Raw genomic sequence first — 15,027 nt, 5'->3', positions numbered from 1 at the left:
GTTGCCTTAAGCGGGTTTTCAAATTTGGCTCCTCTGACTGGACTCGAACCAGTGACATACGGATTAACAGTCCGCCGTTCTACCGACTGAACTACAGAGGAATCGTGTGAACGAGGCGCATATTAACGAGGCCACCTGCCCTTGTCAAAGGCTGTTTTCACAAAAATGTCCGTTTGCCGATTTATTCTCCACTCTGTGGGAAAATGAAGCGGTTACGTGTGATCTCGCGGTACTTTCGGGTATTTCCACAGCCAACGGCCACTCACCATACGCCAGTAAAAGAGCGCACCGCGCACCGCCCAGTCGAGGACCATCCCGAGCCACACGCCGACCACGCCCATACCGAGCATAATCCCAAGTGTGTAGCCGGCCACTACGCGACACCCCCACATACCCAGCATCGACACCCACATGGCAAAACGGGCATCGCGCGCCCCTTTCTGCCCCGCAGGCAGCACCCAGGACGCAGCCCAGATCGGCATAAACGCAGCGTTAAGCCAGAGAAGCGTCTTGACCACCTCTTTTACGTCTTCTTCGTGGGTATAGAACGACGCCAGCAGCCCGGCAAAGGGCGCCGTGCCCCACGCGATAAGCGTCAATATAATGGTCGAGAGCCAGAACACGTGGCGTAGCTGTCGTTCAGCCTGACTGCGCTGCCCCTTGCCCAGTCGCTTACCGGTAATGATGGTTGACGCCGAACCCAGGGCGTTACCGGGGAGGTTAATCAGCGCGGCGACGGAGAAAGCAATAAAATTACCGGCGATAACGTTGGTACCCATCCCGGCGACAAACATTTGCGTCAGCAATTTCCCGCCGTTAAACAGCACCGACTCAATACTCGCCGGAATACCAATGCCCATCACTTCCCAGATAATGGCGAAGTTAAGCGGCTTGAAATAGCTTTTCAGCGGGATGCGCAGCGCCGGATTAAAACCAATCATCAACACCCAGATAATGGCAATCGCGCCGATATATCGGGCAATGGTCAGCCCCAGCCCGGCGCCGGCAAAACCCAGCCCCGGCCAGGAGAACGCGCCGTAAATCAGGATGCTACTGATAATAATATTGAGGATATTCATCCCACCGTTTATCAATAGCGGAATTTTGGTGTTCCCGGCCCCACGCAGCGCACCGCTACCAATCAACGCGATAGCCGCGGCCGGATAACTCAGCACGGTGAGTTCCAGGTAGGTCAGCGCCAGCGCTTTCACCTCTGGCGTGGCGGCCCCGGCGATAAAGTCGATGATTTGCGCGCCAAAGTAGTGAATAACCGCCGCCAGAATAATGGAGAACAGGGTCATGATCACCAGAGACTGGCGCGCCGCTGCCCTCGCCCGCTTTTTATCGAGCTTGCCGAGGCTGAATGCCACGACAACCGTGGTTCCTAGGTCAATTGCGGCGAAAAACGACATGATGACCATGTTAAAGCTGTCGGCCAGCCCCACCCCCGCCATGGCTTCTTTACCGAGCCAACTGACAAGGAAAGTACTGAGTACGCCCATTAACAGGACGCAGGTGTTTTCGAGGAAGATGGGGATAGCGAGCGGCGTGATTTCACGCCAGAACAGGACCTTGTAGCTCTTGCGTTTGGCGTACCATGGCGTACGCATGATGGCCTGGCGTATCGGGGCGACGACGTTCAAAATTGACCTTAGTGAGAAAGATGAAACTTCATTTCAAATGATGGGGGAGAATTCGTGATCCTGCAAAGCATTTCCAAAAAATTGTTGTTAATTACAGCAAACTGCCGTGATTTGCGACAGTTGCACAAAACCGCCTGAAATCAGGTTTGACAAAAGTTTTTTCGCCGCTAAGATACGACTCCACACCGATTCCTCTGTAGTTCAGTCGGTAGAACGGCGGACTGTTAATCCGTATGTCACTGGTTCGAGTCCAGTCAGAGGAGCCAAATTTAAGAAGCCTGCTTTCGAGCAGGCTTTTTGCTTTTCTGATTCTTGATACTTCTTCTGTACCCGATGTGCACTCGCGGTCAGGCTTTGAGCATTTCACTTCGATGATTCACCAAATTTCCCTGCCTTACGGCAAAATCTCATCTCAGAATGGCTTCCAGTCGGGCCAGTACTTCATTCACGATAGCCTCTGGTACAGTTTCCAGGCGCTTGCCGTTTCGCGCGTCCATATCAATGATTCTGGGCTGGCCGCAGCGAATCCTAGTCGTTTTCGTTCCCGTACCGTCCAGTGAAACGGCAAACCCAGCCGCACACGTAACGTTTCCGCCGCTGGTGGCCGGAACAACAACGGGTAAACGGGTGAGCGCATTAAATGAGGCCTTCGATACGATAAGCACCGGACGTTTTCCGCTTTGTTCGTGCCCGGCAATCGGGTCCAGTGAAACAAGCCAGATTTTCCCTCTGTCCATTTACAGCTTCTACTCATTTTCCAGCCAGTCAATAAAAAACTGTGTGAAGGCGGTAACCGGTAGCGGCTGCAGGCGTCGCTGTGGATAGACAAATTGCAGCCCGACATTTTTTTTATCAAAGCGGCTAAACCCGATAAAACTTTCCGCAAACAACAGGCGCAGCCTCCCCTGTTCCACATCACGCTTTACATCCCACCATGACTTACTGGCAATACCCGCATCCGCCAGTACCCACTGGCGGAGTAGCGCACCATCGTCACACACCATGGCTGGGGTAAAACGTAATGCACTCTGTTTACCATCGTGCTCAAAACGCCATTCGTTCATGACCATGCCGCGCAGTTCCAGCGCCAGACATCGGTGATGGTGTAGATCCTCAATGGTATCGGGTGTGCCCGCCGCCTGGAGATAACTGGCGGAGGCGACCAGTACCCTGTGATTCGGGCGGATATTTTTCACGACCAGGCTGCTGTCTGGCAGGTTTCCGAAGCGAATGCTCATATCCAGACGGTTGGCGACCAGATCTTCAACATTTTCCCCCAGGTATACCGAGCTTTTCACTGCCGGATGTAGCCGGGAAAAATCGAGCAGTGCCGGGCTGAGATACTGTCGACCAAAATCGGAGGGGGCCGAAATGCGAATATTACCGCTGAGCACGCCTTCTTTTTGCGTAAGCAGCGACTCCGCGTGGTTCATTTCCTCCAGGACGCGCAGTGCAGCGTGATAGAACTCTTCACCGGCACGCGTCATGGTAATGGCGCGAGTAGAGCGATGAAATAACCGGGTCTGATAACGCTCTTCAATCGCCTTTAGCCTGGCGGTCATGGTAGCCGCCGAGAGTCCCATACGCCGACCCGCAGCTGAAAGCCCGCCCGCCTCCACCACTGCAACGAGCAGCGTCATATCTTCAAGCTTTCCCATTATTCAGTAATCCTGAAAAGAGAATCCTATTTTCATGCCATTATCAAAAAATCTGACGCCGCGTAAAGTACTTTCAACAATTCATTACGGGGACAGAAAATGGAAAATCGTACACTTTTTGATAGCTACCCGCTAAAGGCCCTCAGCCTGAAAAACCGCATCGTGATGGCGCCGATGACCCGGGCGCGGGCATTGCAGCCGGGAAACATTCCTTCCGCACTCATGGCGGCGTATTACCAGCAACGCGCCAGCGCGGGTTTGATCATCACAGAAGCCACGCAGATTTCACCTCAGGGCCAGGGGTACTCCTGGACACCAGGCCTGCACTCCCCTGAGCAGGTTGAAGGATGGCGGCTGAGCACAGAAGCCGTCCACCGTGCAGGTGGGGTTATCTTTTCCCAGCTCTGGCACGTTGGGCGCATGTCATATGCGGGTTTCCATGCAGATGGTAAACCTGTCGCGCCCTCTGCACTCGCACCCGATGCCCAGGTATGGGTTGTTGATGAGCAGGGGGAAGGACATATGGTCGACTGCCCACAACCGCGGGCACTTGAGCATGCTGATATTCAGCAGATTATCGCTGATTACCGGCAGGCCGCGCTAAATGCTATTAACGCCGGTTTTGATGGGATTGAGGTGCACGGCGGTAATGGCTATCTGATCGATCAGTTTCTTCGCCGGACATCGAACAAACGCACCGATCAGTATGGCGGCAGCCTGGCTAACCGGATCCGTTTTGCACAGGAGGTGCTGGAAGCCATCAGCGACGCCATCGGCAATTCGCGCACGGGCATACGCCTTTCCCCTTTCATCACCCAACGCGGAATGAACGACCCACAGGTGAATGAAGCGATCCTCGCGCTGGCTGCGTGGTGCGAGAAGAAAGGTATCGCCTATATCCACCTGGCGGAGGCCGACTGGGACGATGCCCCACAGGTACCTGCTGATTTTCGCGAAACATTACGCGCCACCTTCAGCGGCACCCTTATTGTCGCCGGAAATTACAACCAGGACAAAGTGGACAAACTTCTTAAGGCGGGGTTGGCCGACCTGTTTGCCTTTGGCCGCCCGTTTATTGCCAACCCTGACCTGCCGTACCGGCTCAGGAATAACCTTCCATTAGCAACCATAAGCAATCCCGCCACGCTCTTTGGCGGAAGCAGCGCAGGCTATACCGATTATCCGTTCTACAAAACCGACGAGGCATAACATGATGGCGAAGAAAACATTAATCATCGGCGGGGCTTCCGGGATTGGCTTTGCCGTAGCTCAGGCGCTGGCTGAACGGGGGGAGAGCCTGATTCTTGCCGGACGTGACAGTGAAAAGCTGGCGCGGGCCAGACAGTTTCTGAGCCAGAAAAAAGCCGCAGTGAACACCGTCGCCCTTGATATCAGCAAAGAAGAGGAAGTGATTCAGCTTAGCCAGACGCTCGGAGAGGTAGATAACATCATTGTGACGGCGGGATCGCATGCACCTGGCGGCGCGCTCACTTCACTGAATCTGAACGAGGCCCGGCAGGCTTTCGATACCAAATTCTGGGGCAGCATCCATGTCGCCAGGTATCTGAGTAAAAATATTCGTCCCCGGGGCACCCTGACGCTGACCAGCGGCTTTGTTTCCCGCCGCACTGTCGCGGGAACTATCGTCAAGACCACCATGAACGCGGCCCTGGAGTCAGCCGTTAAGGTGCTGGCGAAAGAGCTTTCTCCGCTGCGGGTAAACGCAGTGAGCCCGGGGCTGACAGATACCGAGGCTTATGCAGGCATGGATCCTGCGGCCCGCGAAAAAATGCTTGCCTCTGCCGCTGAAAATCTGCCGGCCAAAATCTTCGGTCGGCCAGAGGACATTGCAAAAGGGTATCTGTTTGTGATGGACAACCCCTTTGTCACCGGAACCCTTCTGGATATCGAAGGCGGCGCGCTGATTAACTGACCCTCACGTTTTATCCACGGGTGCCTGAAATGTGCCCGTGTCACCAGTTTCTCTGAGGCAACACCAAGGACCTTTTATGAAAAAAATAACGCTTTATCCTCCCCGTCTGGCAGCGCTTATGCTGCTTCCCATTTCCAGCGCTGTGTTTTCAGCGCCGCCTGAGCTGGTGAAACCCCATGAACTGATTGTGGAAAGCCATACATCATCAGCGCATGTGACTGCGCTTGAAACCGTTGCTCGACGTTACGCAACCTTCTGGAATACGGGTGATGAAGCCCTGGCCCGCGAGGCTCTGGCCGATAATTTTGTCGATAAGACGCCGCCTGAAGGCCGCAAGCAGGGGCCGGAAGGCGCGCTCCTGGCTTCCCGGGCCTTCCGTACCGCCGTTCCGGATCTGCGTTGCGAGGTTGAGCAGATGATCGTTGCAGGCGATCACGTGGTATCGCACCTTCATTTCCGCGGACATTTCACGGGAACCTTCGGCAAACTAAAAGGAAAGGGCCAGCAGGTTGATTTCATCGCGACGGATATCTATCAGGTCAGAAACAATAAAATCATCGCGAACTGGCATCTTGAAGATAATCTGACCCTGATGAAACAACTGGGCGTGTTATAACATGACCGCTTAGGGAGCGGTGATACTGCCAGGCCGTTTGGCAAGGGTTGAAATAGTTCAGTATGCGCCACTGGCACCGCGAAGGGTGGCGATGAATAAGGGGCAGAGATTCACGCTCTGCTCCACTCCTCGCTCTCAGCCGGCATCCAACCATTTTGCGTATACAACCTCCTTTTCGACCCCTGTCCATGATCACATAAATTCCCCTCTTCCTGCGTTCTCGCCTATCATTGCCAGCGTCAGGCAAAGGAACCCACACCATGGACACCCACAAACTCAAACAAACCTACAGACATCTGGTTGCCGGTAAATATTATAAGGTGACGAAAACCTTCGTCGATTACGACAGGTTCACCCGTTGCAAAGGTGACGTCTGGAAATTTGTGGGTTCAAGCTATTTGGCTTACGAGGATGGCTTGTCGCTGTTCTTTAGCATCAAAGGTAAGGTGGTACAAATCAGATTGCAGGCTATCCCGGAAGAACAAGGTCATATCACTGAACATCTCGAACAATACCTTGCAGAACATCATCCGTGGTGGCGATTCTGGTAATCCTTTGCCGCACAGCGATAACAAAACCCGATGAGCAACAGGTTGCGACGCGCGTGATAACCTCTTATTTTGAAGACACTTCTTTCCCCATTGGGGGCAATATTGCGTGAGCTAACGAGGAAAAATGGAACGCTTGTTTGTCTACGGGACACTACGCCCGGGCCATTCTAATGCATATATTCTGGAAAACATCGGCGGCGAGTGGCTGCCGGGGTATGTGACAGGCACGTTTTACGAACGTGGTTGGGGCGCGGCGGCAGATTTTCCGGGCATTGTGTTGCAGAAAAACGGAACGCAGGTCCAGGGTTACCTGTTTATCTCCGATAAACTTGACGCACACTGGCCGATGCTGGATGAGTTTGAAGAGGGCTACGATCGCGTTGAGGTTGACGTCACCGCTACGAATGGCGAGCGGGTCAGCGCCTGGATTTATCAGCTACAGCCGCAAGCTCACCCGTAAGCGATTTGAATGTGATGTAACGCCTCGCCTGTCGAACTGTGCGAGGCGTTATTACTTTTTAATCGCGCCAGCCCATCGCCGGAGCAACATGTTTCAGAATAGACTCAATCACATGCACGTTGTACTCCACACCCAGCTGATTTGGCACCGTCAGCAACAAGGTGTCGGCTTCGGCAATCGCCTCATCCTGTTTCAGTTGCTCGACAAGCTTGTCCGGCTCGGCGGCAAAGCTGCGTCCGAAGATAGCCCGGGTTTTCTCATCAAGAAAACCGACTTTATCGCTGTCGTCACGGCCTGAGCCGAAATACATCCGGTCCTGATCGTTCATCAGGGCAAAAATACTGCGGCTGACCGAAACACGCGGCGTACGGGTGTGCCCCGCTTCGGCCCAGGCTTCGCGGTAAGCACGGATCTGTTTTGCCTGCTGGATGTGGAACGGCTCGCCGGTTTCATCATCTTTCAGCGTCGAGCTTTGCAGATTCATCCCCAGCTTCGCCGCCCATACTGCCGTGGCGTTAGAGCCTGCCCCCCACCAGATACGCTCACGCAGTCCGTCGGAAAAGGGTTCAGGACGCAGCAGACCCGGCGGGTTCGGGAACATCGGTTGTGGATTGGGTTTCGCAAAACCTTCACCGCGCAGCACATCCAGCAGCACTTCGGTGTGGCGACGCGCCATATCCGACTCATTTTCCCCCTCAGACGGGGCGTAGCCAAAGTAGCGCCAGCCATCAATAACCTGCTCGGGGGAGCCACGGCTGATGCCCAGTTGTAAACGCCCACCGGAGATTAAATCGGCCGCCCCCGCGTCTTCAGCCATATAGAGCGGGTTCTCATAGCGCATATCGATAACGCCCGTGCCAATTTCGATTGTGCTGGTTTTCGCCCCAATCGCCGCCAATAGTGGGAACGGCGAGCTTAACTGGCGCGCAAAATGGTGCACCCTGAAATATGCGCCATCGGCCCCCAGTTCTTCGGCGGCAACCGCCAGATCGATGGATTGCAGCAGCGCGTCAGCGGCTGAACGGGTTCCCGACTGCGGCGACGGCGTCCAGTGACCAAATGACAAAAATCCGATCTTTTTCATGACGTGGGTCCTTATTCTCAGGGAAATGTCGACAGGGCTTTGCTGTCTTTGCTGCCCACTACTCTACGCATTCCCCGATGAGAATAAATATCGTTTGTTTAACATAATGCATCAAATTAATTGACCGACATGCAAGAAAACACCTTATTTCACGTTCAGCAACGCCGCTTCCATCAATTGCCCCAGCTTCGCCCGCGCACCGGTATCTGCCGCATTCCCCTGCCCCTGCCCCTGCCCCTGCCCCTGCCCCTGCCCCTGCGCCAGCATGATCCCCAGATTCCCCGGTGATGGGAGAATACCGCCCACTACGCGAAGATTACCTGGCATACCGACCCGCGTGCGCAATGTAATGCCCAGCCCCGCCTGTACCGCCGCCCAGATACCGCTCAGACTGTGGCTGACAAACACCACCCGCCAGGCAATCCCCGCCTGATCCAGACAGGCAGTAGCGCGCGAGCGCATCATGCACGGATGTTCAAACATCACCAGCGGCAACGGCTCGCCCTGGGACAGCAGCGTGCTGATGTCCAGTTCCGGATGCTGTATCCACTCCAGCTGGCACTGGCCGAGAAGTTTGCCTTCGCGCGGGGCGTTTTCCGGCTGCCACAGGAGTGCCATATCCAGCGCGTTGTCATCGAGCGCCGCGAGCAGCGCCGGGTTGCGATCCACCCGGGCGATGATCCGCAGCCCCGGATGGTGGCGCTTGAATTCGCCCAGAATGCCGGGCATCAGCGACTCGCCAAAATCCTCCTGCATGCCAATGCTGATCTCCCCCTGCAGCAATTCGCCTTTCAGCGCCCGCTGTGCCTCATCATTGAGCGCCAGCAGACGACGGGCGTAGCCCATCAGGATCTCGCCATTGCGCGTTAACGCCAGGTGGCGGCCCTGTTTCACCACCAGTTCGGCATCGCACTGTTGTTCCAGCTTTTTAAGCTGCGCGCTTACCGCCGACGTTGAGCGACACAGGCGGCTTGCTGCCAGTGCAAAGCTGCCACATTCAATGCCGGTTACAAAACTGCGCAGGGCATCGAGGTCGAGCGTCAGGGGAAGTTTGTTCATTATCGTCCTGAAATACGGGATTGTTGATTGCATATAATTTGATTTTCAGGATGAAAATATGGCGCCACAATCGCCTCACTGTCAATACGGAGAGAACACCATGGCGAAGTCCCTCGATCGTGAAACCCTGGCCCGCGTCGCACCGAAGCTGGCCGAGCTCAGCCAGGAAGTGCTGTTCAATGATATCTGGAAACGTGAGGCGCTTTCCCCGCGCGAGCGCAGCCTGATCACGCTGGGTGCGTTGACGGCGCTGGGCCGCGTACAGCAACTCCCCTGGCATATCAACTTCGCACAGCAAAATGGCCTGAGCCGTGAAGAGATAGCCGAAGTCTTTACCCATCTGGCGTTCTACGCGGGCTGGCCTGCGGCGGTGTCCGCCCTCGGTTGTCTGGAAGAGGAGTAAACACATGCCTTTCACCCGTATCACCCTGCGTCAGGGGTATAGCGACGCGCAGATCACGCAGATTTCCGACATCCTGCAACAGACGCTGGAGGACGAGTTTTCTGTTCCGCCCGGCGACCGTTTTCAGGTGTTTGAAGCGCTGCCGGCCAAGCAGCGGGTGTTTGACCGCCACTATAAAAGCGGCGGGCGCAGCGACAATTTCATCCAGTTTCATATCCTGGCGGGCAAACCCCGAACGCGTGCGCAAAAGCAAAATTTCTGCCGCGTACTGTGCCAACGGCTGCAGAGCGCGCTGGATATTCACCCAAATGATGTGATGGTGATGATCCAGTTCAATACCGCCGACGAATGGAGTTTCAGCCAGGGTCAATTGCTGTCGGAGGAGGCGTAATGATTGTGATGCAATACCGCTTTACCCTGCCTGCCGACTACGACATGGAAGTGATTGAGACCCGCATCCGGGAAAATGGCGCAAAGCTGGATGGTTTCCCTGGTCTGCTGTTTAAGGCGTACCTCTTCTCGCGGCACGATGACGTACATTGCGCTGAGAACCGCTACGCCCCGCTGTATGTCTGGAATGATACCGGGGCGATGGCGCGATTTTTACAGAGTTCCGGCTTTAAAAAGTTGACGGAAGATTTTGGCTGGCCGCAGATTGATACCTGGCTGGCGCTGCGTTTGCCAGCGATTGATACGGTGCGCAAAGCTGTCTGGCTGTCGATGAGAAAGCTGCCGATTACCGCGCACCGTGACCTTTCAGTCCTGCCACCAGAGGGGCAGCTTTGCGCCTGGGATGTCAGCCGCTGGCAATGGCTGCAGGTTGATTTTGGCGATGCGCCGCAGGCGGGTAGCGAGAATTACCGGATTGGGTATGTGGCGAGCGGGGAGTCATTCGGGGAGGCGCCTTGTTCGCTCTGCGGCCTCTCCCCATAGGACAGGAAAAAAACGGGTAGCCCGGATAAGGCGTTTACGCCGCCATCCGGGAAGATTGAGAATCTCAGATACCCCGGATCGCGCTTCGCTACTCCGGGCTACGTCTGGTGCGAGAGGGAAAAACGGGTAGCCCGGATAAGGCGTTTACGCCGCCATCCGGGAAGGTTGTGAAAAGCAGATACCCCGGATCGCGCTTCGCTACTCCGGGCTACGTCTGGTGCGAGAGGGAAAAACGGGTAGCCCGGATAAGGCGTTTACGCCACCATCCGGGAAGGTTGTGAAAAGCAGATATCCCGGATGGCGCTTCGCTAATCCGGGCTACGTCTGGGTCAGGGTGAGAAAAAATGCCCATAAAAAACCCCGCCGAAGCGGGGTTTTCATTTACAGCCAACAGATTATGCTTTGGCGCGGCTGGCAATGATGTCGTCCGCCACATTGCGCGGGGCTTCCGCGTAATGATGGAACTCCATGCTGTAGGTCGCACGGCCCTGCGACATGGAACGCAGTGTGGTGGAGTAACCAAACATCTCCGCCAGCGGCACGTCGGCGCGGATAATCTGGCTACCGAAGCGCTCTTCCATACCCTGCACCATCCCGCGACGGGAAGAGAGGTCACCCATGATATTCCCGGCGTACTCTTCCGGCGTTTCCACTTCCACATGCATAATCGGCTCCAGGATCGCCGGGTCCGCTTTGCGGGCGCCATCTTTAAAGCCGAAGATCGCTGCCATGCGGAAGGCCATTTCCGAGGAGTCGACATCGTGGTACGAACCAAACGTCAGGGTCGCTTTCACGTCCACCACCGGATACCCCGCCAGCACGCCATTGTTCATGGCTTCGCGCAGCCCTTTTTCCACGGATGGAATGTACTCGCGCGGCACTACGCCGCCTTTGGTGGCATCTTCAAACACAAAGCCACTGCCCGGCTCCAGCGGTTCCAGACTCAGCACGACATGGCCGTACTGCCCTTTACCACCGGACTGGCGCACAAACTTCCCTTCAATCTCTTTCACCGCTTTACGCAACGTCTCACGGTAAGTGACCTGCGGACGCCCGATATTCGCTTCCACGCCGAACTCACGTTTCATACGGTCGACGATAATTTCCAGATGTAACTCGCCCATCCCGGAAATTATGGTCTGCCCGGATTCTTCGTCAGTGTGCAGACGGAACGACGGGTCTTCGGACGCCAGGCGCTGCAAAGCGATACCCATCTTTTCCTGGTCCGCTTTGGTTTTCGGCTCAATGGCCAGCGAAATCACCGGTTCCGGGAACTCCATCCGCTCCAGGGTGATCACCGCATCCGGGTCACTCAGGGTGTCGCCGGTGGTCACATCTTTCAGCCCCACACAGGCGGCAATATCGCCCGCCCGTAGCTCGTCGACTTCATGGCGATCGTTGGCATGCATCTGCACGATACGACCAATACGCTCTTTCTTACCTTTCACCGGGTTCCATACCGCATCGCCTTTTTTCAGCACGCCGGAATAGACACGGATAAAGGTCAGTTGACCCACGTACGGGTCGGTCATCAGTTTAAACGCCAGAGCCGAGAACGGCTCGTCGTCGCTCGGATGACGTTCCGCAGGCTGGCCTTTTTCGTCCACGCCCTGAATCGCCGGAATATCCAGCGGCGATGGCATCAGCTCAATCACCGCATCGAGCATGCGCTGCACCCCTTTGTTTTTAAAGGCGCTTCCGCACAGCATCGGCTGGATCTCACCGGCTACGGTACGTTTACGCAGCCCGGCGATGATTTCTGCTTCGTCCAGCGAGCCGGTTTCCAGGTACTTGTCCATCAGTTCATCGCTGGCTTCGGCTGCCGCAGAGACCATTTTTTCACGCCATTCCTGGGCGGTGGCCAGCAGATCATCCGGCACAGGCGCATAGCTAAATGTCATGCCCTGGGTAGCGTCATCCCACACAATGGCGCGCATTTTGATGAGATCCACCACGCCGGTGAAATGTTCCTCTGCGCCGATAGGGATAACAATCGGCACCGGGTTGGCTTTCAGGCGGTCAATCATCATCTGCACCACGCGGAAGAAATCCGCGCCGGGGCGGTCCATTTTGTTGACGAATGCCAGGCGCGGCACATGGTATTTGTTGGCCTGCCGCCAGACGGTTTCCGATTGTGGCTGTACGCCGCCAACGGAGTCATAAACCATCACTGCGCCATCCAGTACACGCATGGATCGTTCCACTTCAATGGTGAAATCCACGTGCCCTGGGGTGTCGATGATATTGATGCGGTGCGGTTCGTAACCTCGGTCCATACCGGGCCAGAAGCAGCTTACCGCCGCGGACGTGATGGTAATCCCGCGCTCTTGCTCCTGTTCCATCCAGTCGGTTGTTGCCGCGCCATCGTGTACTTCACCCAGTTTGTGGCTCATCCCGGTGTAAAACAGGATGCGTTCTGTGGTTGTCGTTTTACCGGCATCGATGTGCGCGGAGATACCGATGTTGCGATAACGTTCGAGGGGGATGGGTCGGGGCATGATGCGTCCTTAGTCAGTTTGACAATAAATGACCGATATGGCCGGTTAGGTTTCGCAGACTATAATAGTCCAACTGTACGAGTATTCTAGTACTATTTTTAAATTTTGCGCTATCATTGAGATTGTTGGACCTGATGCATGGCGCATAGCCGTGCCTGTACGCATCGGGTATATTACCGGCCAGCCGCCGATACGGGCTGCTGCTCATCATGAGCAGAGCAACCGCCGACTCAGGAAAACTATGATTGCGAACCACCCCGATACCGAACAAATATTGCTCGAAAACGTCCTTTTTGCCCTTGGTAATCCTTTGCGCCTGGCGATGATCAAGCGCCTCGCCGATGGCAGTGAGTTGAGTTGTAATGCGCTGCGCCCGGAAGATGTGGCGAAATCTACGATGACCCATCACTGGCGCGTGTTGCGCGATAGCGGCGTGGTCTGGCAGCGTCCGCAGGGGCGGGAGAATATGATTTCGTTACGCAGGGAAGATTTGGACACCCGTTTTCCTGGGCTGCTGGATACGTTGTTGCAGGTGATGCAGGCGGGGAGATAAGTCCCTTCACCCCGGCAAGGGAGAAAAACACGTTGTGCCGTTGGTGGCATTCCCGGATGCGGCTTAAACGCCTTATCCGGTCTACAACCGGTTTTCTCCCTCTCCCCCGGGGTGAGAGGAATATGCGGCTCAGCTGGTGGGGTCCGTTCCCCTTATGTTCATGCCGAAATGGATCTCCCGAACACGTGAACGGGTAAAGGGGAACACCACGTTCCCCTTTACAATCCCCGCGGCCGCGCAAAAAATCGGTGCTTTGCACTGCGTTCGCCTCCCGCCCCGCTACCTGCGGTCGGTTTGACTCGCATTACTCGCCCCATACCTGGCGGCCTGACCTTGTCATCGGGTCTTCGTCTCACCGATTTCAGTGGGGACTCAACCCCCTCGCTGCACGCGCTGCGCCAGGAGGCACAAAGATGTCGCTTTGGTTGTCATGCGGGAAAACGAGTCAACCATGGCTAAAGAGGTTGAAGACGTTCACAGTATCTACCACGTAGCCCCGGTAAGCATCGCGCCACCGGGGACATTTTCCCCTCACCCAAAGGGGCGAGGGGATCATTCGAGCGGTTGGTTACTTCGTCTCTGGCAACACAATATTACTGCCAGCCAGCGTCCCCATGTTGTTGTGCATCGCGCAGGCGGCATCCACCAGTTGCATGGCTAATGCCGCGCCGCTGCCCTCACCCAGACGCATCCCCATATTGAGATAGGGCTCCAGGCCAAGGTTTTGCAGGGCAATGCGCGCCCCTTTCTCCGCCGAAAGATGCGATGGGATCAGGTAATCTTTCACCTTCGGTTCGATACGGCACGCGGCCAGCGCCGAGGCATAGGATAAGAAACCGTCCAGGACCACGGGCAGGCCACATGACGCGGCGCCGATCATCACGCCGGTCATCCCCAGCAGATCAAAACCGCCCACTTTCGCCAGCACATCCAGCCCATTGGTTACATCAGGCTTATTGATCTCAATGGCACGACGCACCACCTGCGCTTTATGCCCCAGCTGTGATTCCGGCAAATTGGCGCCAATACCCACTACCGACTCCGGCTCTTCCCCGGTCAGCACGCTGACAATCGCCGCAGCAGGGGTGGTGTTCGCCATACCCAGCTCGCCCACGCCAAAAAGCTGCACGCCATCGGCCGCCTGTTCACGGGTATAGCGGATGGTTTCCAGCAACAGCTCCTGCGCCTGCGCGGCACTCATCGCAGGCCCCGTGGCAATGTTGTTACTGCCACGAGCGACTTTCATATTAATAAGACCGGGGATCGGATCGCTGTCGATACCCACATCCAGCACATGCACTTTCGCCCCGGCCTGCGCTGCCAGCACGCAAACGCCCGTGGTGCCATGGGTCATATTTGCCGCCTGAATAGCCGTCACCACCTGCGGTGAAATCGCCACCCCTTCGTGCCAGACGCCATGATCGGCACACATCACGATGATGGCTTTCTTCCCTGTCTGCGGTTTACCACCTAACCCCGGCATCCCGGCGAGCTGCACCGCCAGCGACTCCAGACGTCCCAGGCTTCCGGGCGGCTTGAGTAAACCATCAATATGCTGTTGCGCCTGCGTCATCGCCCTTTGATCGAGCGCGGGAATTGCTGCCAGTAACGAAGTCAGTGTTTGCATAGGAATTCT

At 55.9% G+C, this 15,027-nt stretch carries 17 protein-coding genes and 2 tRNA genes; 10 read left to right on the top strand and 9 right to left on the bottom strand.

The window, feature by feature from the left end:
- Positions 1-25: 25 nt before the first annotated feature.
- The 3 genes from L2097_RS02980 to L2097_RS25745 all read right to left on the bottom strand — a co-directional run bounded on the left by L2097_RS02980 (position 26) and on the right by L2097_RS25745 (position 1,827).
- Positions 26-101, bottom strand: a tRNA-Asn gene (locus tag L2097_RS02980).
- A gap of 111 nt (positions 102-212) precedes the next feature.
- A complete protein-coding gene (locus L2097_RS02975; RefSeq protein WP_120785370.1) occupies positions 213-1,646 on the bottom strand; it encodes an EmmdR/YeeO family multidrug/toxin efflux MATE transporter in 1,434 nt (477 codons plus the stop codon).
- 88 nt (positions 1,647-1,734) lie between these two features.
- Positions 1,735-1,827, bottom strand: coding sequence for a DUF5951 family protein (locus L2097_RS25745; RefSeq protein ID WP_222708277.1), 93 nt, complete (start codon positions 1,825-1,827; stop codon positions 1,735-1,737).
- Between the two features lie 6 nt (positions 1,828-1,833).
- Here L2097_RS25745 and L2097_RS02970 point away from each other — a divergent pair.
- A tRNA-Asn gene (locus tag L2097_RS02970) sits at positions 1,834-1,909 on the top strand.
- Positions 1,910-2,050: 141 nt separating this feature from the next.
- Here L2097_RS02970 and L2097_RS02965 read toward each other — a convergent pair.
- The gene (locus tag L2097_RS02965; RefSeq protein ID WP_250352096.1) at positions 2,051-2,380 is read right to left on the bottom strand and encodes a type II toxin-antitoxin system PemK/MazF family toxin; all 330 of its coding nucleotides are present in this window, start codon (positions 2,378-2,380) and stop codon (positions 2,051-2,053) included.
- A gap of 9 nt (positions 2,381-2,389) precedes the next feature.
- Positions 2,390-3,301, bottom strand: coding sequence for a LysR family transcriptional regulator (locus L2097_RS02960; RefSeq protein ID WP_250352095.1), 912 nt, complete (start codon positions 3,299-3,301; stop codon positions 2,390-2,392).
- Between the two features lie 99 nt (positions 3,302-3,400).
- Between L2097_RS02960 and L2097_RS02955 the strand changes: the two genes are divergently transcribed.
- The 5 genes from L2097_RS02955 to L2097_RS02935 all read left to right on the top strand — a co-directional run bounded on the left by L2097_RS02955 (position 3,401) and on the right by L2097_RS02935 (position 6,861).
- Positions 3,401-4,510: an alkene reductase gene (locus L2097_RS02955; RefSeq protein ID WP_250352094.1), complete on the top strand. Its 1,110-nt coding sequence runs from the start codon at positions 3,401-3,403 to the stop codon at positions 4,508-4,510.
- A 4-nt stretch (positions 4,511-4,514) separates the two neighbouring features.
- Positions 4,515-5,234 (top strand): SDR family oxidoreductase, encoded by a 720-nt coding sequence (locus L2097_RS02950; protein ID WP_250353120.1) that lies wholly within the window; start codon positions 4,515-4,517, stop codon positions 5,232-5,234.
- A gap of 76 nt (positions 5,235-5,310) precedes the next feature.
- Positions 5,311-5,850 (top strand): ester cyclase, encoded by a 540-nt coding sequence (locus L2097_RS02945; protein WP_250352093.1) that lies wholly within the window; start codon positions 5,311-5,313, stop codon positions 5,848-5,850.
- Between the two features lie 260 nt (positions 5,851-6,110).
- On the top strand, positions 6,111-6,401 hold the full coding sequence (locus L2097_RS02940) for a DUF3601 domain-containing protein (RefSeq protein WP_085007213.1): 291 nt from the start codon (positions 6,111-6,113) through the stop codon (positions 6,399-6,401).
- Positions 6,402-6,525: 124 nt separating this feature from the next.
- A complete protein-coding gene (locus L2097_RS02935) occupies positions 6,526-6,861 on the top strand; it encodes a gamma-glutamylcyclotransferase family protein (RefSeq protein ID WP_250352092.1) in 336 nt (111 codons plus the stop codon).
- 58 nt (positions 6,862-6,919) lie between these two features.
- Here the strand turns inward: L2097_RS02935 and L2097_RS02930 are convergent, their stop codons facing one another.
- Together L2097_RS02930 and L2097_RS02925 are read right to left on the bottom strand one after the other, a co-directional pair.
- Positions 6,920-7,945, bottom strand: coding sequence for an LLM class flavin-dependent oxidoreductase (locus L2097_RS02930; protein ID WP_047369684.1), 1,026 nt, complete (start codon positions 7,943-7,945; stop codon positions 6,920-6,922).
- Positions 7,946-8,089: 144 nt separating this feature from the next.
- Positions 8,090-9,004, bottom strand: a complete 915-nt coding sequence (locus L2097_RS02925) for a LysR substrate-binding domain-containing protein (protein ID WP_250352091.1) — start codon at positions 9,002-9,004, stop codon at positions 8,090-8,092.
- Between the two features lie 100 nt (positions 9,005-9,104).
- Here L2097_RS02925 and L2097_RS02920 point away from each other — a divergent pair, with 100 nt between their 5' ends.
- Genes L2097_RS02920 through L2097_RS02910 form a run of 3 tightly spaced genes read left to right on the top strand, consistent with a single transcriptional unit; the run spans position 9,105 to position 10,340 of the window.
- Complete coding sequence (locus tag L2097_RS02920) at positions 9,105-9,407, top strand: carboxymuconolactone decarboxylase family protein (RefSeq protein ID WP_047369682.1); 303 nt, start codon at positions 9,105-9,107, stop codon at positions 9,405-9,407.
- Between the two features lie 4 nt (positions 9,408-9,411).
- Positions 9,412-9,798: a tautomerase family protein gene (locus tag L2097_RS02915; RefSeq protein ID WP_047369681.1), complete on the top strand. Its 387-nt coding sequence runs from the start codon at positions 9,412-9,414 to the stop codon at positions 9,796-9,798.
- A complete protein-coding gene (locus L2097_RS02910; protein ID WP_250352090.1) occupies positions 9,798-10,340 on the top strand; it encodes a DUF4865 family protein in 543 nt (180 codons plus the stop codon). Before L2097_RS02915 ends, L2097_RS02910 begins: the two co-directional genes overlap by 1 nt.
- 395 nt (positions 10,341-10,735) lie before the next feature.
- On the opposite strand, the gene fusA is transcribed toward L2097_RS02910, so the two are convergent.
- The gene (gene fusA, locus L2097_RS02905; RefSeq protein WP_047369680.1) at positions 10,736-12,838 is read right to left on the bottom strand and encodes an elongation factor G; all 2,103 of its coding nucleotides are present in this window, start codon (positions 12,836-12,838) and stop codon (positions 10,736-10,738) included.
- Between the two features lie 241 nt (positions 12,839-13,079).
- Between fusA and L2097_RS02900 the strand changes: the two genes are divergently transcribed.
- Positions 13,080-13,391 (top strand): ArsR/SmtB family transcription factor, encoded by a 312-nt coding sequence (locus L2097_RS02900; RefSeq protein ID WP_047369679.1) that lies wholly within the window; start codon positions 13,080-13,082, stop codon positions 13,389-13,391.
- A 568-nt stretch (positions 13,392-13,959) separates the two neighbouring features.
- On the opposite strand, the gene cobT is transcribed toward L2097_RS02900, so the two are convergent.
- Complete coding sequence (gene cobT, locus L2097_RS02895; protein WP_250352089.1) at positions 13,960-15,018, bottom strand: nicotinate-nucleotide--dimethylbenzimidazole phosphoribosyltransferase; 1,059 nt, start codon at positions 15,016-15,018, stop codon at positions 13,960-13,962.
- Positions 15,019-15,027 lie beyond the last annotated feature (9 nt).

Origin of the sequence: Citrobacter sp. MNAZ 1397, assembly GCF_023613995.1 — a bacterium.
GTDB classification, from domain to species: Bacteria; Pseudomonadota; Gammaproteobacteria; order Enterobacterales; family Enterobacteriaceae; genus Phytobacter; species Phytobacter ursingii.
The sequence above is the reverse complement of the archived record's forward strand: the minus strand, read 5'-3'. Positions and strand labels throughout refer to the sequence as shown.